This window comes from Paraphotobacterium marinum (genome assembly GCF_002216855.1).
Lineage (GTDB): Bacteria > Pseudomonadota > Gammaproteobacteria > Enterobacterales > Vibrionaceae > Paraphotobacterium > Paraphotobacterium marinum.
Genome location: NZ_CP022355.1, coordinates 1,333,842 through 1,357,373, shown reverse-complemented (window position 1 = coordinate 1,357,373; position 23,532 = coordinate 1,333,842). Strand labels below are relative to the sequence as shown.

15 protein-coding genes and 2 pseudogenes are annotated in these 23,532 nt (G+C 30.5%); 5 read left to right on the top strand and 12 right to left on the bottom strand.

The features are described from left to right. Window positions 1-41: 41 nt before the first annotated feature. Window positions 42-458 carry a MarR family winged helix-turn-helix transcriptional regulator gene (locus CF386_RS06995; protein ID WP_089073666.1) on the top strand — a complete coding sequence of 139 codons (417 nt, stop codon included), beginning with the start codon at window positions 42-44 and terminating at the stop codon, window positions 456-458. A 560-nt stretch (window positions 459-1,018) separates the two neighbouring features. Here CF386_RS06995 and CF386_RS06990 read toward each other — a convergent pair. Further along, entirely contained in the window at window positions 1,019-1,912 is an 894-nt protein-coding gene (locus CF386_RS06990) for a DUF4435 domain-containing protein (RefSeq protein WP_089073665.1), read from the bottom strand. 386 nt (window positions 1,913-2,298) lie between these two features. Between CF386_RS06990 and CF386_RS06985 the strand changes: the two genes are divergently transcribed. Further along, entirely contained in the window at window positions 2,299-3,084 is a 786-nt protein-coding gene (locus CF386_RS06985) for a transporter substrate-binding domain-containing protein (protein WP_158522325.1), read from the top strand. Between the two features lie 376 nt (window positions 3,085-3,460). On the opposite strand, the gene CF386_RS06980 is transcribed toward CF386_RS06985, so the two are convergent. From CF386_RS06980 to CF386_RS06970, 3 genes are all read right to left on the bottom strand, one after another. Continuing rightward, window positions 3,461-3,700 (bottom strand): hypothetical protein, encoded by a 240-nt coding sequence (locus CF386_RS06980; protein WP_089073663.1) that lies wholly within the window; start codon window positions 3,698-3,700, stop codon window positions 3,461-3,463. 62 nt (window positions 3,701-3,762) lie between these two features. Further along, entirely contained in the window at window positions 3,763-3,948 is a 186-nt protein-coding gene (locus CF386_RS06975; protein WP_089073662.1) for a hypothetical protein, read from the bottom strand. Window positions 3,949-4,053: 105 nt separating this feature from the next. Next, window positions 4,054-4,470 (bottom strand): Ter macrodomain-binding protein MatP, encoded by a 417-nt coding sequence (locus CF386_RS06970; protein WP_225971754.1) that lies wholly within the window; start codon window positions 4,468-4,470, stop codon window positions 4,054-4,056. Window positions 4,471-4,670: 200 nt separating this feature from the next. Here CF386_RS06970 and CF386_RS06965 point away from each other — a divergent pair, with 200 nt between their 5' ends. After that, window positions 4,671-6,287, top strand: coding sequence for a S16 family serine protease (locus tag CF386_RS06965; RefSeq protein WP_158522324.1), 1,617 nt, complete (start codon window positions 4,671-4,673; stop codon window positions 6,285-6,287). A gap of 42 nt (window positions 6,288-6,329) precedes the next feature. Next, window positions 6,330-6,848, top strand: coding sequence for a bifunctional 3-hydroxydecanoyl-ACP dehydratase/trans-2-decenoyl-ACP isomerase (gene fabA / locus CF386_RS06960; protein ID WP_089073660.1), 519 nt, complete (start codon window positions 6,330-6,332; stop codon window positions 6,846-6,848). A gap of 52 nt (window positions 6,849-6,900) precedes the next feature. On the opposite strand, the gene rmf is transcribed toward fabA, so the two are convergent. The 7 genes and pseudogenes from rmf to pepN all read right to left on the bottom strand — a co-directional run bounded on the left by rmf (window position 6,901) and on the right by pepN (window position 20,832). Further along, the gene (rmf, locus tag CF386_RS06955) at window positions 6,901-7,059 is read right to left on the bottom strand and encodes a ribosome modulation factor (protein ID WP_089073659.1); all 159 of its coding nucleotides are present in this window, start codon (window positions 7,057-7,059) and stop codon (window positions 6,901-6,903) included. A 141-nt stretch (window positions 7,060-7,200) separates the two neighbouring features. After that, window positions 7,201-9,107, bottom strand: a pseudogene (gene uup / locus CF386_RS06950) (ATP-binding cassette ATPase Uup). Between the two features lie 15 nt (window positions 9,108-9,122). Beyond that, window positions 9,123-11,248, bottom strand: a pseudogene (gene rlmKL / locus CF386_RS06945) (bifunctional 23S rRNA (guanine(2069)-N(7))-methyltransferase RlmK/23S rRNA (guanine(2445)-N(2))-methyltransferase RlmL). Window positions 11,249-11,538: 290 nt separating this feature from the next. Beyond that, window positions 11,539-12,078 carry a cell division protein ZapC domain-containing protein gene (locus CF386_RS06940; protein WP_158522323.1) on the bottom strand — a complete coding sequence of 180 codons (540 nt, stop codon included), beginning with the start codon at window positions 12,076-12,078 and terminating at the stop codon, window positions 11,539-11,541. A 66-nt stretch (window positions 12,079-12,144) separates the two neighbouring features. Continuing rightward, window positions 12,145-13,155 carry a quinone-dependent dihydroorotate dehydrogenase gene (gene pyrD / locus CF386_RS06935; protein ID WP_089073657.1) on the bottom strand — a complete coding sequence of 337 codons (1,011 nt, stop codon included), beginning with the start codon at window positions 13,153-13,155 and terminating at the stop codon, window positions 12,145-12,147. A gap of 1 nt (window position 13,156) precedes the next feature. Beyond that, window positions 13,157-17,998 carry an NAD-glutamate dehydrogenase gene (locus tag CF386_RS06930; RefSeq protein WP_089073656.1) on the bottom strand — a complete coding sequence of 1,614 codons (4,842 nt, stop codon included), beginning with the start codon at window positions 17,996-17,998 and terminating at the stop codon, window positions 13,157-13,159. 218 nt (window positions 17,999-18,216) lie between these two features. Continuing rightward, window positions 18,217-20,832, bottom strand: coding sequence for an aminopeptidase N (gene pepN, locus CF386_RS06925; protein WP_089073655.1), 2,616 nt, complete (start codon window positions 20,830-20,832; stop codon window positions 18,217-18,219). 155 nt (window positions 20,833-20,987) lie between these two features. Between pepN and pncB the strand changes: the two genes are divergently transcribed. Further along, window positions 20,988-22,166, top strand: coding sequence for a nicotinate phosphoribosyltransferase (gene pncB / locus CF386_RS06920; RefSeq protein ID WP_089073654.1), 1,179 nt, complete (start codon window positions 20,988-20,990; stop codon window positions 22,164-22,166). On the opposite strand, the gene CF386_RS06915 is transcribed toward pncB, so the two are convergent. Next, the gene (locus CF386_RS06915; RefSeq protein WP_158522322.1) at window positions 22,163-23,530 is read right to left on the bottom strand and encodes a carboxy terminal-processing peptidase; all 1,368 of its coding nucleotides are present in this window, start codon (window positions 23,528-23,530) and stop codon (window positions 22,163-22,165) included. The genes pncB and CF386_RS06915 overlap by 4 nt on opposite strands. Window positions 23,531-23,532 lie beyond the last annotated feature (2 nt).

The following is a 23,532-nucleotide window of genomic DNA, read 5'->3' as shown; positions in this document are numbered from 1 at the left end:
ATGCTATAAGAATGCAACTTTTCTTTTATTGAGGAGCCATAGTGGAAACATATCAATTGTTAAAAAACCTTAATCAAATCTACATGTCTAAGTTAGAAAAAAAGTTAAAACAACATGGAGTAACTTTGGCCTACTCTCAGATATTAATTGAAATTTATCGTTCAAGAAACATTAAACAATCCGAACTAATTAAAAAATTAAACATTTCTCAACCAACACTCTCAATCACCATTAAGCGAATGATTAGAGACGGATTTATAGTAAAACAAGTTGATCCTAATGACAACAGATCAGTAAATGTTAATTTGTCTCCTAAAAGCTTAAGCCTGGAGGATTTTATAGTTGGTACATATCATAATTTTTTTACAGATATTTCTAAAAGTTTATCTGAAATTGAAATGAACACCTTGAATGCTATTTTAAGTAAATTAATAAATGTAAATACAGATAATTTATAGGCTTTAATTTTTAAAAAAATTTAAAAAAGGGGGTTTTGTTTTTAATAGATTTATTTAGTTTGATATATCTAATTTTATTGTCGTTAAAATATGTAAAATATAAAGTTATAATGCATTATGAAGTTATGGGTTAAGATTAATCTCCCTTTTTAATTAGCCTATAAGATAACAAATCAACAAGTAATAGATATGTCACACACCACATACCAGTAATCCTCTTTTAATAATCTGATATGAGCAAAAATGGGCTAATTCGTGAACTAATAGTAAATGATGACTTATTTAACGAATCAGTATTCTTAGATATATTTAACGCATTTTTTATACCAACGTCAAGATAGCCATCCCCTTTTTTGGACAAAAGCATCTTAGGCACTCAGCTTTATTTGAGATAACCATGCAAGATAGCTCACATGTGGACAAAAGTGAGTCAATGTCTTTGCTGATTTGGAAAAACACGAATTAACTTAGGTAGAGTCTAGGCACAAAGTCCATCCCTTGCCTTTCTTTGTTAGTACTTTTAAATGAACAAAGAGGCCAGCTCGAAAACTGGCATGCAATTAAGAATCTTGAAAGTAAGAACCTTCATTTACTGTGTATATAATCGCATTACTAAGCTCTGCTAATGGCTCTATATCGCAATACCGTGCTAGTTTGAATTTAAAACCATCATCACAACTATATTTAGCTCCCTTCAATTCCAGATACTCACGCAATGCCTTGAGTAGGTAATCTTTTCCAGAAATGGCACACAAGGGCGAAGCAAGTGATGCAATAGTGCCCGAAACCGAGTCATAAATTTCTTGATATCGCTCTTGAGTAATAACATTAAGCACTCGATCTTTAATCTCATCTATTACTATCTGAACTTTAGTCGAGCACAAGTCCCAACGACTAGGGTTTCTCTGTTGCGTACACATTGTATGATAACGACGTGAAACAGTTTTAATTCGATCCTCTTCCAAAGCCTTCCATGAAACAGCGTACACTTTAAATAACTCAAGCAACGTAGGAGTAATATTCGCCGTAAAGTTATCCCATTCTAGCAAATCTACTGCTTTGTGTTTAAGTAACCTTCCCGAGGAGTCTCTCAAAAGTTCAGCACTAGCATTTTGACAAAATAGGTAGTTTTCTAAACAATATAAACGGTGCTGAAACAATCGTGCAAAAGGTCCCTCTCTTTCATCGAGAAGTAAATCTAGGTCACCATCAATAATAAACAAAGCTGGAAACTCTTCTTTATACTGCTGACACATCTCAACAACATTTTCACGTCCAGCTAATGAAATAACTTTTTTAATCTTAACTCTACCACCTGTAGCACGAGTCAAAAGTTCTGTATAAATAGCCTCTGCATTAACATCTTCGACATAAATCTCGATATCTTGAAGATCTCGATAAAAAAGTCCAACACTTTGATTAGCCGCATCCGATCTCTTAGGTATTTCATACATAAACTACCTACCTTTGTTCATAGGCACATACATATTGTTTCTTCCACCAATTATTGATGGAGAGTGCGTAGCTAAGATAATCTAAGGTACTGTTTTCCCTTTGAGTTAATAATTACTACCTTCATGACCTTTCCACTTTTTCAATGGTTCAGTCTTAAAGTGACTAATGCATATAATAAAACATTAATTATCAAAATGATATTTAATATCAAGGACATAAGTCCTTTTTACGTGAATAGTTACTCTTTATGATGCTAGTTTAATAAAAAAGGAAATGGATAAAATATGATTAACACAAAAAAATAGGATTATCTTCATTAGGCATAAGACTAATCTCCTCGCTGACAGCACTTAAATGTTTGCTTTCACTTTTTAGGTATTTCATCGTGAAATTACAAAAAAACATTTATTTATTATTAATAACAATTGGCTTGATTATTTCATTAAATGTTAACTCAGAAACAATTAAAGTTGGTTTATCTAGTCATTATTACCCATTTAACTTCAAAAAAGCAGGTCATATTCAGGGGTTTGAAGTAGATATTTGGAAAGAAATTGGAAAAACAAGTCATCGCCAAATAAAATTTGTGCTTTCCAGTTTTTCTAATTCATTTAAATTATTAAACGACAAAAAAATTGATACGATAGCCAACCAAGTAACTTTAACTCCAAAAAGAGAATCTAACTATTTTTTTTCAACTCCTTATACTTATGATGCAGATCAAGTTTTTGTCAAAAATACAAGTCATTATCATAATATTAAAGATTTAAAAAATAGACGTATTGTTGCCGATACAATTTCTGACTCCAATTTGGTGTTAAGCCGATTAAACCAAGAGCATAACTTAAATTTAAAAATTACACCATTGAGAGTTGATAATTTAAAAAACATTGTGAAACTTGACTATGCCGATGCGTACGTCATGGAAAGAAATGAGGCTGTTGTATATATAAACCATTTTAATCTGCCTTTAAAGTTACTTGGTCCACCCATTGAAACATTTAAAAAAGCATACCCTTTTCGCAGAGATGAACAAGGGCGTCAACTTAAGCTAATTGTTGATAAAGCATTATCTCAAATGAGAGATAATGGGAAACTTACCCAAATTTCTCTGAAATGGTTAGGAATGGATATCACAAGAAATCCTATGGGTTTATCAAACTCCGACTAACTGAGTATAAAAAAATATAGAACAAAAGTAACTTAGATTAGTGTTTTCTAAGTTATTTTCATTTTTGTGTTATAGAGTAATTTATCATTTTTTATCTCCTTTTGGTGATTAAATATATGGTATTATTTTTTGCAGATAATAAGTTATAGTGCGTTAAATTTTCACCTTTTTCTGAGATATACATTTTCATTCTTATCAAAACATATCTCTATAAAGGTTTTAATAAAATTAAAATTGCAATGATAATGTACTTTAGGTGGTTAAAAAACACCTAAAGCCGAGGATAATTATTCTAAAATTCTACTAGATGGGAATATTAGTAAGTACATTAAATTTTTTGTTTAAAGCAGGTGTTTTTATTACCTGCTAACTGTATTTAATTCATGACTCTTACGTCGTCTGGCCAATCCCTGTTAAGATAAACTGTTCTTTTTGTTGTTTGACAATAATCATCCCAACACTGTCTATCTTTTATAATTTTCTTATGTATATTACCACTCCATTTAAATTTAACAGTCCTCACAGTTCTATCTGGTGGCTGCTGAACATCATAAGGATTTGCAGAACAGCCCACTAACATAATTAATACGATCAATGGAAAAGTTAATTTTAACATCAAGTTATTTCCTCATTAATAATCTACATGGCGTACTGTGACTTTATCACCCCAATCACGATTTAAATAAATAACTCTTTTTTAATCTTACAGTAACCTCGATGTGGCCAGCATTTCTTAGTTTTTATAATCTTTTCATGAACGGGGCCATCCCATCTATGCTTAACAACTTTATTTATTTGAACGGCAAATACTGAACTGGAAAAAATACCTAAGACAATAAAGCTGCTGAGTAATAATTTTTTCATTTATTTAATTCCTTAATTAAAATGTAAGTAACATATTATTTACTTAAATAAATTTTTCAATATCATTTACAAAAATTTACCAAATTTACATAAACTTACATCTTTTTAAAGATTTAAAAGATGGTTAAGATCTTTTTTGATATCTTTAAACTTTTTGCTGACTTTAGTTTTTTTATTTGTTTCAGAAATAAGATATTCAATAGTTTCAGATAAGCTCGAGCCTAATTCGACTGACTTATCAGATAACTTCCTCCAAACGGCATATTCTAAATCAATTGATTTCTTTTTTGTATGTTGGTTTTGTGCATCATAAAATCTTTTTCTCTTTGCTCTAATAGCCTGCTCTAATTTTAATTGTGAATTACTATTAAAACTTTCTCGGATAATGTTTTTTAAGTTTTTATAATTTTTAGCATTATTTATTCTAGTAAAAATATCATGAATGATTTCATTATCCGTTGAATTCGTCAGTATTACCTTTTCATAATATTTTTTTTTGCAATAATCTTTAATCCAAAGAATTTCTATTTCCTCATTTTTTCATACTTCATTCAAAAGCCCAAAAGATTTAATAAAAACATAGTTACAGTGTATCTAACAACAATATAAAATACCACACAACATTATTAAATTGTGAAATATAACTAAATTTATAATTGATCTATATATATTAAGTATTATGTTCTATAATGTCGGCCACAAAAAAATCTTTTAAGATAAAAATGATTCATAAATATACCAAAATCAACAAAAATAATATTTTTAAAGATATAACGTTAGATAAAAAAACAGACTCTAACATTTTAATTGATATTTATAGTAACCTTTCATCGGCAATAGATTCTTTTGTATTAGAAAACAATTTTCATAAATTTCTTAGAATAAATGCTTCTCCAAATGAAGATAATTTAAATTTATTGAGTAATTTGCTAGACGAAAAGAAAACCACTTTCAGACCCCTTATATTTTCATCTATTCTAAAAAATGAACTGCTTGGATATCATGGCAATGATATAGAAGACCATCCTCAAATATTGAGCGTGTTTGAACGTTTTACAGATCGCATTGTAATTATACCAGCTGTGACTTTTGAAAACTTCTCAAAATCAGAGTGGTTAAAATTTAAAAGTATTGTTGAAAAACAATTATTTCATTCGTACTTAAATGATCGTAACACTTCTTTTAAGATCAAATTTATTTTAGTGGGTACTATGAATGATTTCAGCTTACTCGATAATTTAGAGCAACAAAATACTTATGAAAATTATATGTATTCATCAATAAATTCAATATTTCTAATCAATCAAGGTAACCACCAAAAATATTTTGACTTTATTTCTTATTTGATTGAGACATATAGCTTCCCTAAATTTAATGACTTAAGTGCTTATCAAGAGTTTTTAAAAATAATTTGGAGAAAAACTGGTGACTTAAACCACTTATTATTGGATATTTCTTGGCTTAAAAATATATTATCAGAAATAAGTGTTTGTAGAACATCAAATTTTATTGATGAGGAAACTATATCATTATTCATTTCCAAAAAAACACAACAAGAAGCACATTTGGTTGATTTACTGAAAGAAGATTTTAAAAATAATCAAATTTTAATCGAAACGGAAGGTACCAAAGTTGGACAAATCAATGGTCTGTCTATTATTGATGTAAATGGTTATCCAAAGAGTATAGGTGAACCAATGAGAATATCTTCAGTAATATCTCATGGTGAAGGAGAAATAATTGATATAGACCATAAGGCTGATCTAGCTGGAAATATACATCAAAAAGGTATGTTGATAATAAATTTTTTCTTAAGTAATATTCTTAATCAAAACCTGCCACTTCCTTTTAATATTTCATTTACAATTGAACAATCTCATGATGAAATTGATGGTGATAGTGCTTCTTTGGCTGGGTTATGCGTATTATTAAGCTCTTTAAGTGATATTCCTCTTAAGCAGAATATTGCAGTTACTGGAGCCATTGACCAATTTGGGAAAGTTTGTCCTGTGGGTGGTATAAATGAAAAAATTGAATCCTTTTATGATATTTGTAAAGATACAAATCTTAATGGTGAGCATGGTGTAATTATACCTTATAATAATAAAAAAAATGTTTGTCTCAGAAATGATGTACAACAAGCAATAGATGATAAGTTATTTAATATATGGTTAGTTGATAATGTTTCTGATGCAACACAACTCCTATTTGATAAAAACTTAGAAGATAGCAAAAATAATGTTGGTATAATTTCACTAATTGAACATAGATTAGATGACTCAAATATAAAAAAATCAATATTTAGTAAAATAAAACGTTTTTTTTTAGACAAAATTTAAATTAATATATATTTTAAAATATAGGCAAAATAGGAAAAAATTATGCTTACAAACAAAAATTCATTTAGTTATGAAGAGCTGGTTCAAGCAGGTAGAGGTGAGCTGTTTGGAAAACAAGGCCCCCAATTACCCTTAGATAACATGTTAATGATCGATCGTATAGAAAAAATAACTAAAGATGGAGGTCTATATGGTAAAGGTGAAATTTTAGCCGAATTAGACATTAATCCAGGGTTATGGTTTTTTGACTGTCACTTTAAAGGTGATCCAGTGATGCCGGGTTGTCTTGGTCTAGATGCTATGTGGCAATTACTTGGATTTTATCTAGGTTGGCATGGGGGTGTTGGAAAAGGAAGAGCCTTAGGTGTCGGTGAGGTTAAATTTTCTGGTCAAGTTTTACCTAATGTTAAAAAAGTAACTTATGACATTCAAATTAGAAGACTGATAAACAGAAAACTAATTATGGGAGTGGCTGATGGTAGAGTTTTAGCTGACGATAAAGAAATTTATGTTGCAAAAGATCTCAAAGTTGGTTTATTTTCAGATCCTTCTGCTTTTTAACCATCCGTTAGAAATATTTTAATGAGGCTCACAGAGCTTCATAACGTGAAATTTATACAATGTGGTTTTTTGCGGTTCTCCAACCACCTAACCACTGCTCCTTAGCATTCAGTGATTGATAAGGGCAACTTTCAGCGGAGTGGTTATTAAGTCCAGCTTGGTATCCTCTTTGATGTGCTCTATCCATTTTATCTCTTTTTTGTCTCTTCATACTATTCACCTCTTTACACTAACACAATTTATAAATTGCACCATTTTTTAAAAAAAAGCAATAACCAGATTCTCATTTTATAAATATTATTATGGAATTATAGTTTTTAAATTTAGTTGGAACTAATTTAAAAATAAATGCCTAACCCTTTTCCAAGCTTTCTTTTAAGCTTTCAAGTTCCTCCCATCGTTTATAAGTATTATCTAGGTCTTGGTCTATTTTTTTAGCTCATCAAGTGTACTTTTGGTTTGCTCACTTGGTAGAGAAAAAAAATCAGGAGAGTTGATTTCATTTTGTAATCGCCCTTGATTAAATTCAAGTTCTTCAATTAACTTAGGCAGCTCTTCTAACTCTTTTTGTTCTTTATATGATAGCTTAGTTTTGACATTATTGCTTTTTTTCTTTTTCACTATATTGTTAGAAATATTTGAATCTGATGAAGGCTGTTTTTGTTTATTATAAATATGAGAAAATTGATGATATGCATCGGAATAACCACCAGGATACATTGAAATATGCCCTTTTCCATCAAAAAACCAAGTTGAAGTCACTGTATTATCCAAAAAGTATCTATCATGACTAACAATAATAACTGTGCCATCATATTTTAAAATCAAATCTTCGAGTAACTCTAATGTCTCAATATCAAGGTCATTTGTTGGTTCATCTAAAATAATAATATTACTAGGTTTTGTAAACAATTTAGCCAATAAAAGCCTATTTTTTTCGCCTCCTGACAAAATACTAACTGGGGAAAGTGCTCTCTTAGGTGTAAACATGAAATCTTGTAAGTAACCAAGTGCATGTCTAGTTTTACCTGCGATAGTAATTTCTTGTTTTCCATCAGCCAAATTTTCAATAACAGTTTTACTTGTATCTAATTGTTCTCTGTATTGATCAAAATAAGCAATACTTTGATTAGTACCGACTTTTATTTTCCCTTCGAAGTCTTTGACTTGTCCCATTAGTAATTTAATTAATGTACTTTTACCTGAGCCATTCTTACCAACTAAAGCAATTTTATCGCCACGACTAATTAAACAAGAAAAGTCTTTAATAACTACTTTATCACTAATTGAAACATTAACATTTTCTACTTCATAAATAATCTTACCACTCTGTAATGCTTCAAGAACAGTAAAGTTGACATTGCTTTGCACTTTCCTTCTTTCTTTAAATTCACCTCTTAAAGCTTTTAATCTTCTAACACGACCTTCATTTCTTGTTCTTCTGGCTTTAATTCCTTGTCTAATCCAAACTTCTTCTTGGGCTAGCCTCTTATCAAAGAGAGCATTTTTTTCTTGCTCAATTCTTAAAGCATCCTCCTTACCTGCTAAATACTCATCATAATTTCCCGGCCAAGAAGATAAGTTACCCCTATCTAAATCAACAATTCTTGTGGCCAATTTGGATATAAATGTTCTATCATGAGAAATAAATACAATCGCACCTTTAAACTTAAGCAAGAAACTTTCAAGCCAAGAAATTGTTTCAATATCCAGATGATTAGTAGGCTCATCTAATAATAAGATGTCTGGTTCAGAGACTAAAGCCTTTGCTAAAGCAAGTTTTCTCTTCCACCCCCCTGATAAATTTTTCAAATTAAGATCTGGGTTTATATTTAGAGACTCTAGGATAGATTTAATTCTATAATCAATTGACCAACCATCTTTAGCATCAATTTGAGATTGCAACTTATCTAAATTGGAAACGTCTATGTCCTTAGTATTAGTAATTAAATTATGATATTTCGATAACAACCTACCAATTTCTGATAAACCATCTGATACAAAGTCATAAGCGGAAGTATCAATGCTTTGAGGTGGATCTTGCTCTAACTTAGATAATTTTATTCCTTGTTGTTTTTCTAATTTACCGTCATCAAGTTTAATTTCTTCCATTAAAACTTTTAATAATGTGGATTTCCCTGAGCCGTTTCTACCAACAAGACATAATCTTTCTTTAGAATAGATATTTAGTTCTTCTGAGTTTAGCAATGGCGCATCACCAAATGCTAAATGAGCTGATTGCAACCGTATTAATGACACGATAATGATATCCTTTTATTTAAAATTTAATAACCAACTATTATGTATTTTTTTATTTCTTTTAAAGTCTTCAGGTATTGTAGAATTAGTAATTTCCTTAGCAGATAAACCATTACTATTAAGTAATTCATTATTTAACTTAAAGTTTCTTTTATTATTTGTAAAAAGTATAACTCCATCTTGTTTCAAACAATTAGATGCTAATAATAATAAATCCACATGATCTCTTTCTACTTCAAACGTATTTTCCATTTTCTTGGAATTTGAAAATGTTGGTGGATCAATAAAAATAAAATCAAATTTCATAGTATTTTTTTGAAGCCATAACATGCAGTTTGCATTCTCAAATTTATATTGACTCCCAATAAAACCATTCAATTTCATATTACTTTTTGACCAATCTAAGTATGTTTTAGACATATCTACCGTGACAACAGATTTTGCTTTACCTGCAGCAGCATATACTGAGGCTGAACCGGTGTATGCAAAAAGATTCAAAACATCTTTGTTTGCAGACATTTTGTAAATTAGTTGTCTTGTTTTACGATGATCTAAAAAAATACCAGTATCAAGATAATCATGTAAATTAACCATAAACTTTAAGTTATTTTCTGATATATTCATAAAGTTATTGTTTGATGAAATTTTTTCGTATTGACTTTTTCCAGACTTTCTTTCTCTATGTTTTAGACATATTTTATTAGGATCAGAATTAGTAACTTCCATCAAAACTCTTAAGATGTCTGTAAGCCTTCTTTTTGCTTTTTTTTCATCTATTTTTTTAGGAGCCGCATACTCTTGTACAACGAAATAATCATTATATTTATCTATCGCAACTTTATAATCAGGTAAATCAGCATCATAAATTCTATAGGCATGTACATTTTCACTTTTTGCCCACTTAGAAATTAATTTAATATTCTTCTTTAATCTATTTTGAAAATCTATTGCAATATTTAAGTTCGCATTATTATCTGAAGTACCCTCGTTATATTCTTCATACTCTCGAGCTTTTATCGAATATGACTTCAAAATACAATCAAGTTTTCCGTTTCTAAGTTTAAAGCTTTTAAATGCCCTCATTCCTAAACAGTTTAATAATTCTTCGTTTGATGAATAAATAAAGGCATTTGATCCCCCGAAAAACATTTTTAATTTTGAACCTAGTTTAGTATAAAGTTTAATTAAGTCAGTGTGAGACCCCATTCTTTCACCATACGGTGGATTAGATATAATTATTCCATTGTTAAAATGAGGTATTGATTCTAAATCATCGATATTTTGTACCTTAAATTCAATAATATCTGAGACTTGTGCAATTCTTGCATTTTTTTTTGCTATGTTTATTACTTTTGAAGAAGAATCAAAACCAATAATAGATTTTTCTTCGAAGTTATTTTTAAATGATTTTTTTAAATTTTCTTTTACATTGATAAAAACATTACTGTCAAAATTTTTTAAAAATTGAAATCCCCATTTTTTTCTAAAAAAGTTTACAGGTATGTTCTTTTTTTGAAGTGCAGCCTCTATCAATATTGTTCCTGAACCGCACATCGGATCCATTAAAAACTGTTCTACATCCCATTTTGACTTCTCAATTAAAGCAGCTGCATGTGTTTCTCTTAGAGGAGCAATCCCACTTTCTGAACGATACCCCCTCTGATGAAGCGGTTCGCCACACAAATCAAACCCAATGGTCACTTCATTTTTGATTAATCTAGCATGGATTCTAAAGTCAGGGTTTTCTTTATCAACGTTTATAGGTTCATTTTGTATGTTTAAAAACCTGTCAGCAATACTATCCTTTAACTTCAACGCACCATAATAACTGTTATTTATTGATTTGTTTGTGCCCTTAAAATCAATTACAAAGGAGTTTCTACTATCAAATATTTTTCCCATGATAACGAATAGGATAAATCATATAAGTCTTTATCATTTTTTACTGTCCCTACTGCTAAAATTTGTACAATTCTAGAAGCAAATTTGCTAGATAGGCATAACTCATAAGCTATACTATTTTCTGCTTCAAAAGTTACACCAGCAAAAACAATATTTATACTCTGTCCACCGAGAATCTTTATTTCATCAAAAACTAGCTGTTCTAGACCATGTGCAACTATTGCAATATATTTTTGCATAATTATAAAACCCCAAAAAAATTTCATTAATTATATATCAAAAAGACTTATAACAATATTAAATTAAATTGTTTCCTATAGTAAACAAATAAAATTTGAGCAATATGAAAACAAACAAGATGTTAGTCTGTGACTAACACCTTGTTTAAAAGCAGGAATTTTTTATTGAAAAAATTATTAAAAAATTAAAAAATTAGACTATCTTTGAAAAAAAAACCAACAAAAAACGTGACATGGATCACGATTTTTGTTGGTTTTTCCCGCTTAATTAGTATTATTTCATTGTACTATCAACCAACCAAATCCATTATTTTAGGTTCTTTTATAAATAGCCTCAATCTATTATTCATTACTTTAATACATTCACAGAACTCCAACCTTTTATTGGAATTTAAGTGTATGCCTTTTTGCTCGATTAACAGCAATAAAGAAGCTGACTCAGAAGAGTCTATCACTAAAAATCTTGAGGTATCACCTGCTAAACACGTGAGTGTAACAATTTCTGCATTTTGTGGACTCAAAGGCTGATCTTGCTCTTTAAAAAACCAACTTTTAGGCATCATGGGCTTTTGAAAGTTTTTACATGCTATTGCATGCAAAATAATATGAAACTTAATATCATCTGTATATTCAAAACAAGAAATAGCATCATGAAACTCATCAAAATTTGAAGCGTCATCAACCGTAAACTGTCTATTTACAAAAGATAAATGACCTATATTTTTTTCACATAAGTTTAATTTAAATTCTCTTTTATCAGAGCTTAAGAGCACTAGTGATTTCAATTCATCTCTAAAGCTCCAACTCCAATCAATCTGAGGCTTATCCATAGTATTCCACTTCTTTACAATCATGGAGATACTATAGTGTTTTTTAAAAAAATTAAAAGAGGAAACTTAAAAAGCTTTTATTACTGATTTCAAAACTGAAGGTCCCTGGTAAATAAAAGATGAATATAATTGAACTAATTTCGCTCCTGATTGAATTTTTTGTTTCGCAGAAACGGAACCATCAATACCACCAACACCAATTATTGGAATTTCATCCTTCAATTCCATATAAAATCTTGAAATAATTTTGTTACTTTTGTCTAATAGAGGTCTTCCGCTCAACCCACCCTCTTCATTAGAAAAATCTAAACCTTCAATAAGTGACTTGTCTATAGTCGTATTTGTTGCAATTACACCATCTACCTTGTTTTTGATCAAAACTTTTGAAATTGACGAAATATAATCCTCATTTACATCTGGTGCAATTTTAATTACAAGTGGAACGTATTTTCCAGATTCTTCGTTAAGATTCATTTGTTCCATTTTGAGAGACTCAATCAAATCATCAAATGCCTGTCCATATTGCAAATCTCTTAAATTAGGGGTGTTTGGAGAAGAAATATTGACAGTGACATAACTTGCATAATCATAAACTTTCTTCAAACAAGAAATGTAATCGTCTTTACCCTTTTCTAGAGGAGTATCCTTGTTTTTACCTATATTAATACCTAGGATCCCGTCATAATTTGATTTAATAACATTAGCGATTAAATTATCCACTCCTTTATTATTAAATCCCATACGGTTTATTATTGCTTCCGCATCTTTAATTCGAAACAATCTTGGTTTTGGATTTCCAGGTTGGGCTTTTGGTGTTACAGTACCAACCTCAAGAAAACCAAAACCCATTTTTGAAAAAGCATCAATACACTCTCCGTTCTTATCAAGACCAGCAGCGAGTCCAATGGGGTTTTTAAATTTAAGACCCATTACCTCTACAGCATGCTCTGGTATATGTTGAGAAATAAGAAATGATAAAGGTCCACTTCCAATTTTTGAAAGACTTGATATTGTTAAATCATGTATTCTTTCAGGATCAAAATTGAAAGCAATATTTTTTATTACTGGATAAAACATCTTATTTCCTCAAACAATTTAGTGGGTTTATATTTTTACAATTTAAACTCAATAACATTAACTCTCTTAGTGCGACAGAAAATTTAGCAAACTCATGGACTGTCCCAAATTTAAATTCGGTTAAAACACTATTCCATCTATTGACGGCTGAAGAATTAACTTGTATCCATGCATCTATTGCATCTTGAATACTTTGTTCTTTTGGCATCATTTCAATAACCCCTACAGTCAATTGTCTTTGTTGCCAATCTAAATCTTCACGAAATGAAGTTCTAGCCATTGCTTGCCAATGATTTTTAACTGGTTGGCTAACAATTTGATTTAAAAACCAATGTAAAGATAAATGAGCACCTAACACAAAATATACTTTTGATGCCAAACTGATATCAACCTTCAATTCTTGCGAAATTTGAGCTAAATCAAGAACAGAGTACATACTGGTTAATCTCGATATTTTTTGAGCAAGTTTAATAGGAACACCTTCTCGATGGAAAGACTCAGCCATTTCATTATGCTCAATTATCTCATCTTTCACTAGATAGTTATCTAAGTTGTTTAGTAAGTCATCATAAACTGGTTTATAGAAGTCTATTTGCTTCTTAATATCAAATTTTCGGGTGGTATTTCTTAAAAACCAACGGCTTGTTCTTCGAAGCATTCTTCTTGACAACTTAAGCATTTTATATTGAGTATTTGCAGAAACTTGATTATCTAACTTTCTAATTTCCTCAAAAGTTTCTTTAAAATTGAATATTTCGCGTGTTGTGATATAGGCACATACAATTTCAGAAAATGTTGCTCCTGTTTCATCTTGCATACGAGTGACGAAATTGAAACCCATTTCATTACAAACTTCATTAGCTAAACAGGTCGCAATAATTTCTTTCTTTAATGGGTGGCACAATATTTCTTTTTTATAGTTTTTACTAATTTGAGTGGGGAAATATGAAATCAATAGATTAGACAAAAAGTTGTTTTCAAAAATTTCGTTGGTTGTTAATTCTTCTTTTAGAATCATCTTACCGTATGCAATTAGAACAGCAATCTCTGGTCGAGTTAATTTTTGGCCAAGCTTATTTCTTTCCTCAAGTGATTCATCATCAGGTAAATACTCTAAAGCACGATTAAGTTTCCCTTCTCTCTCTAATCTTTGTATGAATCTTATCTGCTCTTTAATAAGCTTTGTTCCCTGATACTCAGTCACTGATATAGACTCACTTTGTGTATAAGAATCATTGATGACAATATCTAATACTTGTTCTTCCATATCAACTAACAAGGAGTTTCTTTGCTTAAAAGTAAGATCTTGATTAAGTATCAATGAGTTGAGAAGTACTTTTATGTTTACTTCGTTATCAGAGGTATCAACACCCCCAACATTATCAATAAAATCAGTATTTACTCGACCACCTTTTTTAGCATATTCAATTCTAGCTAATTGAGTAAGACCTAAGTTACCACCCTCTCCTACAATTTTACAATTGAGTTCATTACCATTAATTCTTAATGCATCATTAGCTCTATCACCAACCGAGGCATCCGATTCTAAGGATGACTTAACATAAGTACCAATCCCACCGTTCCATAATAAATCAACATTCATTTTCAAAATTAATTTAATTAATTCGTTTGGTGTAATGCTGTCACTCTCTGTATTAAGAAGCTTTTTTATTTCCTTATTAAGTTTAATAGATTTTGCCTTTCGTGAAAAGACGCCACCGCCTTTGGATATTAATTTATTATCATAATCTTCCCAAGAAGATTGATTCATTTGAAATAACCGATTTCTCTCACCCCATGAAACTTCATGGTCAGGATTTGGATCTATAAAAATATGTAAATGGTTGAAGGCCGCCTTAAGTTTTATATATTTTGACAAGAGCATCCCATTACCAAACACATCCCCTGCCATATCGCCAATTCCAATACAAGTAAATGTTTGGTTTTGGCAGTCGACATTTATTTCTCTAAAGTGTCTTTTTACCGACTCCCATGCACCTTTTGCAGTAATGCCCATTTTTTTATGATCATAACCATTAGACCCACCAGAAGCAAAAGCATCACCTAACCAAAAATTGTATTCAGCTGAAATAGAGTTAGCTATGTCAGAAAAAGTTGCTGTCCCTTTGTCTGCGGCAACTACAAGATAAGAATCATCATCATCATGTCTTACAACATCTTTAGGCGGTACTAATTTGTTATTAATAATATTATCTGTTATGTCAAGTAATGAACGAATAAAAATAGAATAACAGCGTTTTGCTTCATTAAGAATTTCCAATCGAGTGCTCAGTTGGCCTTGTTTCTTACAAATGAAACCACCTTTTGCCCCAACTGGTACAATAACTGAATTTTTAACTTGTTGCGCCTTAACAAGACCCAATACTTCAGTTCTAAAGTCCTCTTGTCGATCAGACCATCTTAATCCGCCGCGAGCGATTTTTCCACCTCTCAAATGTACACCTTCAATATCTGGAGAATAAACATAAATTTCAAAAAGCGGTGCTGGTTGAGGTATATCTGTGATTTCTGTTGACTTTATTTTAAAGGATAGCCCTTCTTTATGAGCATGGTTTGCATCAGTTTGATAAAAGTTAGTTCTCTTGACTGCTTTTATAACTTCGATATATCTTCTAAAAATTCTATCATCATCCAGACTTTCTACTTCCTCGAGTTGTTGTTCAAATTGTTCATATAATTTATGAAGATCACTCTGCTCTAAACTTCCATTTGGATTAAAACGTCCATCAAATATTTTTATGAATAACTGAGTCAATTTAGGATAATTGGAGAGAGTTCTTTCCATATATCTCAAACTAAATGGAAAAGAAATTTGTCGCATATACCTAGCCAATGCTCTAATTATGGTTACTTGCCTTCCTGACAATCCTGCACATAATACCAATTTATTAAAACCATCATTTTCTAATTTACCATACCAAATATCATATAGTGCTTCTTGAAATCGGTCTTTTGAACTTTTTAATTGATTACCTGAACAACCTGTGTGAAGCATTGAAAAATCTAATATCCAAAAAACCTCTCCATCAGCTCGCATAACCTCATGAGGAGCTTCACCAATCACTCGTAATCCTAAGTTCTCCAACATAGGCATGACATCAGATAAATAAATTTGTTCATTTTTATGAAAAAGTTTCAGTTTTACAAAGTTAGAATTTGAAGATTCTTCTTGAGGTGTATAGAAAAGCATTCCTAAAGGATTATTTTCATCTAAAGCTTCTAATTGTTGTATATCTGCAAGTGCAGCTCCTGGCATAGAGGCCTCTTTATAAGAACGCTGAAATGACTTAATATACTTTTTCGATAAAGGTATACCTGTTGTCTCTCCAAAGTGTGATACTAATGATTCATGAAGTCGATCTTCCCATGCTGATGCTATTTCCATTAAATTGTGCTCTAAAAGTTTTGTATTTATATTGAAATTATTATCTTCAACTCTTACTATAAAGTGTGTTCTTGCAAAAGCTCCTTCAGTGAAAGTAACTGAGAACTCTATATCTTGAGTTGAATTAAAGTATTGAGAAAATAAATCTTGTGTTAAATTTCTGAAATCTGTGTTATATCTTTCTTTTCTGATATAAATAATACACGAAAAAAACCTTCCAAAGGGGTCTCTTCTCACAAAAAGTCTCAACAAGTCTCTGTCTTGCATTTGAACTACACCAAGACCAACACGAAGCATTTCATCTTCTGTTGCTTGTATTAACTCATCTCTAGGATAGGACTCTAAAATATTTAGTAATGATTTCCAAGAATGTGAGTTCTCAGGATATTTACTTGACTTTAAAATTCTCTCTACCTTATCTCTAATAAGAGGTATGGAAAGAGCTGTTTGATGATAAGTATTAGCACCATATAAGCCAATGAATCGATGCTCTCCAATTACCTCACCCTTATTATTAAAACGTTTAATTCCAATATAATCAAAATATGCAGGTCGATGAATGTGAGATTTTTGATTTGCTTTTGTTAAAATCAAAAGCTTAGACTTTCTGGCTTCATCGAGAGCAGAAGCAGGAAGCTCCGATAATTTAATACTTCTTAACATATTTTGACGGCTTAATATACCAAGCCCTTTTTCTTTAGATGGATGTAACTCTATATCTCCATCAACTTTAATTATATCGAAAGAATGATAACCCATTAACGTAAAGTTATCATTAGCAACCCAATCCAAAAACTCTTTGATCTCTCGTGATCCATGTATATCAGCATCTGATGGGATCGACCGAGCGACAAGATTTAATTTATCAATCATACGATTCCAGTCAGAAACAATACAATTTACATCTTTCAAAACATGTTTAATTTCTAGATATAATTTTTTAAGTTCTTTCTCACTTTCTAGTCTGTCAACTTCAATATGAAATACTGTAGTTAAGCTTCCCTTATCACCACATGCACCTATTATTTCGTCATGTTTATCTCTTTCAATATTGTAAGGACCATGCATCATGAGATGGTTGCTCATTTTAAGTCTATTTAATGTAATGTTTATCGATTCAACTAAAAACTTTCTATCTGGACATACTATTTCAACAATAGTGTGAGGACTTTTCCAACCATGTTTATTTACAGAAGGATTGAAAACTTTAACTGATATCGAGTCATCTTTATCTTCCTCTATATGGTGCCACAAACTTAAAATAGAACCGTAAAGATCATATTCATTTTTAACTCTAAGATCATCTTCTGATAGTTGCTCAAGCAAGTTTTGAGCAAATACTTTTATAATTTTTTTTCTTGGATTTTCTATTTTATCTTCAATAAGTTTATAAACTTTGTTTAAAACAACCGGAACAAACGCATCTAAAACAGTCATATTTTTTGTTACCCATAGATAATTTACTATTAATCGACTTAATACTGATAATGTAACATAAATTTCATGAATTTGTGTTACAAAAATAAAACCTTATTTATCAGCAAATAATTGATGCTACTATAAAGAATTGATTGGGTTAATTTTGTGATAGAAGTAAAAAAAAAGCCTTTTCATTAAAAAGACTTTTTTAATTAGTTAAATTTTATACAAAGTTTCTAAGCACCAAGAGCATTCTGTACTTTTTCAAACAAATCTTTCGATAATGAATCCAATTGTAAAATTTCATTGAGACATGCTTTCATAATGACGCCTCTTTCAGATTTATATTTTTTAAATGAAAGAAGTGGATCAATAAGTCTTGACGCCACCTGTGGATTAATAGAATCAATTTTAACAATCATACTGGTTAAAAATTTATAGCCACTACCATCAATTTTATGAAATTGAGATGTATTGTCGATAAACCCACCGATTAAACTTCTAACTCTATTTGGATTGGTTATATCAAACGACTCTTCATTTTCCATTATAAAGTTCAATTTATCTATAATATTTGCATCATCTTTTTTGGCAGATAAAAAGAACCATTTATCCATAACTAACCCGTCTTTATTCCACTCTTGTTTGAAAGATTCCATACAACTAGCATAATCATCCATAAAGTAAGGACTATAATTAAGAGCTGTTAGAGCTGACATTTTTTCCGTCATATTTTTTGCACGTTTGAAATAATCAAGTGCTAGGCAATCATCACTTTTAACTAATGAAATATATTTCAAAGCCACTGATGATAGAAACCTTATTTCTGAACTATTTTGTCCGAGGCTCTGATTTACATTGTAAATTTTTAAAAAGTGAGTATGGAACTTATTAGCAAAGATAAGAATCATATCATTTAAAACTGAATGTATGAGCTCAACGTCAATAACTTCATACCATGATGTAATTTCTGAAAAAGATGGAAATGAAAAGATTTCACCTAAAATGGCTGGAGAAAGATCTGACTCATTAAATAAGTGATCAAATGCGGAAATCACATCATTTGGTATGAGAATATTATCACCATTTTCTCTGAGAGAGATATTTTTCTTTAAATATTTTTGCAACAATAACTGTCCAGCATTCCACTTAGAAAATTTATTTGGATCATATTTTAATAAAGTACATAATTCACAGTCGCTGTAATCATAGTTTAAATATACTGGAGCAGAAAAGTCTCTCAAAATCGATAAGATAGGTTTTTCTTCAAGGTTACTAAAAATAACAGTCTGTTCACTTTGCGATAATTCTATTAATCCATTGTCTATTTTCTGGTTTGTTAAATCAATAACACCCCCCTTACTGCTTAATAATCCAAATTTAAGTGGTATATGTAAATTTTTTTTAGTTTTTTGATCATTAGTAGGGTTAGTGTTTTGACTTAGTTTAACAATAAATTCTTTTGAACTGTCTCTATATTCGGTATTTATACTTACAATGGGTGTTCCTGATTGACTATACCATAACCTGAATTGATTGAGGTCTTTGCCTGAAGCTCTCTCCATTGCCTGCACAAAGTCATCACAAGTCACAGCTTGTCCATCAAATAAATCAAAATACAACTTTACTCCCTTTTGAAAAAGATCTTCACCTAATAAAGTATGTAGCATTCTTATAACCTCACTACCCTTATCATAGACAGTTCGAGTATAAAAGTTATTCATTTCCATTACTTTTTCTGGTCGTATAGGATGAGACATAGGACTTAAGTCCTCTAAAAACTGTCCTGCTTTTAATGAACGTACATTTCGTATTCTTTCTAAATCCCTATTATTTAAATCTGATGAAAATTCTTGATCTCTAAATACCGTGAATCCCTCTTTGAGGCTAAGTTGAAACCAGTCTCGGCAAGTTACCCTATTTCCACTCCAATTATGAAAATACTCATGACCAATCACTCTTTCAATTTGATGATAATCGTTATCAGTAGCTGTTTTTTGGTCTGCCAAGACAACTTTTGAATTAAAAACATTCAAGCCTTTATTTTCCATTGCTCCCATATTAAAAAAGTCTACTGCCACAATCATATATATATCTAGATCATATTCTAAATTAAACCGTTCTTCATCCCACTTCATAGCTTTTTTCAATGATTCCATTGCAAATTTAGAGCGATTTAATTTACCCTTATCAACATACAACTCTAGAGTTATTTCTCTTCCACTTTTGGTTATGAATTTATCTGATAATAAATCAAAATCTCCAGCTACAAGTGCGAATAAATATGAAGGCTTTGGAAATGGGTCTTCCCAAGTACACCATCTCATACCTTTATCATCAATCCCTTCTCCAATTTTATTACCATTACTCAATAAAAAAGGAAGTTCATGAGAATTAGTCCTAATTGTTGTTGTAAATTTTGACAAAACATCAGGTCTATCCAAAAAGTAGGTTATTCGTCTAAAACCCTCAGCTTCGCATTGTGTACAGAAATATCCTTCAGAGAAATATAACCCTGACAATGAAGTGTTTTCTTTAGGATTAATATAGTTAATGATTTTTAGAACAAATTGTTCAGGTACATTATTTATAACTATGCCTGAACTTGTTAGCTGGTAGTCATTCCATTTTTTGTTGTTGATTTCAAGTACAGAAAACTCCAAATCTTCACCATCAAGAAAAATGGAGTTGTTTTTACTTCGGCAGGTATTCAAAGGGTTTAAATAATACTTTGATTCATTAATTACCTTAGTTCTACATTCTTGTATTTCAAAGTCTAATTTAATAGTTTCCACAAGAAATTCAGACGGCGAATAATCTTTTCTATATTTAACGTTATGTTCTTTATTCATTTGTGAGGATATCCTAGTTAAATTGAAAATTTACATATATTTCTGAGTATAAATAACATCCATAAAGTTAGATTGCAAAAAATTTCATTTAAGTTATTTATTAAATAAAGTATCATTTATACTAATTTTTAAGACAATGTTCAAGACCAAGCTAAATGAGTATTCAGCCTATAATTACCTCGATGTTAGATAATGATATTTATAAATTTCACATGCAACAAGCAGTTTTTCACCAATATCCTGCAAAGAAGATGAAAGCTAAACTGATTTGTAGAAATAAAAATGAAGATCTATCTTTTTTAATTAACGATATAAAAAAACAAATCAATTTTATGTCTAATATTAGCTTAACTTCAACAGAGGAAGATTACCTAAAGTCTCTTGGATTTTATCAAGATGATTTTCTTAACTACCTTAGAAAATTTAAATTCAAACCTGCAGATATTTCATTAACCACTAAAAACAATCAACTAGAGTTAACTTATAATGGGAACTGGTTAGATTTGATACTATGGGAAGTTCCGCTCTTAGCTATCATATCTGAACTAAGGAATAAATATTTATACCCATTTATAAGATCCGAAGACGCTGGTGATTACCTTGAAAAAAAAATAAAAAATTTAAAGGAGTCTTCAAATCATTCTTCCATATTTAATTTAGTTGACTTTGGTACTCGGAGAAGGTTCTCTAAAAGTGTTCATGAAAAAATTATAAAAACCCTTAAAAGTCATTTTCCCAACTTTAATTCAACATCTAATGTTGCTTTAGCAAAAAAATTCTCATTAAACCCCGTTGGCACACAAGCACATGAATGGTTCCAGGCGCACCAACAAATAAGTAAAAAACTTTCTGACTTCCAAGTGTTGGCTTTAAATAAATGGACGTTAGAATATCCTCAAAACCTTAAAATAGCCCTTACAGATACGATTAATTTGAAAAGTTTTCTTAAAGATTTTGATTACGATCTAGCTAATCAATATGATGGCGTAAGACATGATAGTGGTGATCCTTTTGTTTGGGCTAGTAAAATCATATCTCATTATTCAAAATTGGGGATTAACTGTAAAGAAAAGACTTTAGTTTTTTCTGACTCATTAACATTTAAAAAAGCACAATCTTTGCATGAAGAATTCTCGGATTTTATAAATGTTATTTTTGGAATTGGCACTTCATTAACTTGTGATATTCCTGATGTTGAGCCTGCAAATATAGTAATTAAATTAGAAACTTTTCAAAATAGGCCTGTAGCAAAAATTTCTGATGAACCAGTAAAGTCTGTCTGTCCAGATAGAGAATTTTTAAAAGAAATAAAGAAAACATTCAATATTGATTAATTATTATGTTCATTTAGGCTGGCTAAATCATAAGTGATATTAACAGCCTCATCGAGCAGAACATCTGGCTCCTGATAGTCTTTTGGAATATCATCGATTGATTCAAATATTTTTAAATTTTGCTTTTTTTGCCTAGCATTAATTCTTTTCAAGCGATCAGCATCATCCTTTTTATTTTCTGCTTTCCTCACATTGATATTTAAAGATACTTTGTTCTTTTTGGAGTATTCTTTACTATCTTTAATTTTTAAAATTAGATAGTTATACTCGTCATTATTTTTAACTCTCTTAATATGCTTCGAGTAAATGCTTGGTAATTCTGATAATTTAAAATTTGAAGTTTTTTGATATACGGCAGGCTCAATACTGTCCCATTTTAATGAGTTTTTTTCAACACTTTCACCAACTAAGAGAGGATCTACCATACTAGGAAACTTTATATCAGGAATAACACCTTTATTTTGCGTGCTACCGCCATTAACTCTATAAAATTTTTGAATAGTATATTGGATATAACCTAGAGAGTCATCATAAAAATCATACATATGATTTAATGGACGATGTTGTTGAACAGTTCCTTTACCATACGATTGTGTTCCAATAATTATGCCTCGACTATAATCTTGTATTACTGCAGCAAAAATTTCAGAAGCAGAGGCACTGTACCTATTAATAAGGACAGATAAAGGACCTCCATAGTACATTGTTATATCTCTATCCCTTTTAATTTTCACGTTTCCGAAATTATCTTTTATTTGAACAATGGGCCCTGATGGAATGAATAACCCAGATAACGTGGTTGCCTCTGAGAGTGCGCCTCCACCATTATTACGTAAATCTATAACTAAACCTGATAAATTATTTGCTTCCGAAGATCTCAATAACTCTTTGACATCAGCAGTTAGCCCCACATAAAAGCTAGGAATCTCAATCACTCCAATTTTTGCATTATTGATTGTTTTTATTTCAAGTTTTGCCTTTCGATCTTCTAATTTAATTTTATCCCTAACGACTGTTACAATGTAATTTTTTTTGTTGTTTGTTCTATAAATTTTTAAGGTGACTTTTGTTCCTTTAGGACCTTTAATTAGAGAAACTATATCGTCTAATCGCCAACCAATAACATCTTTAATTTCTCCATTATTATCTGAAACACCAATAATCCGATCACCATCGAAAATCTTTTGGGTTTTTTCGGCAGGACCACCTTTGACAAGAGATTTTATTATTGTATCATCACCTTCCTGTTGTAAAACTGCACCAATACCTTCTAATGATAAACTCATCTCTGATTGGAATTGCTCTGCTGCTCGTGGAGATAAATAACTAGTATGGGGATCTATTTGTCGAGCAAAAGCATTCATAT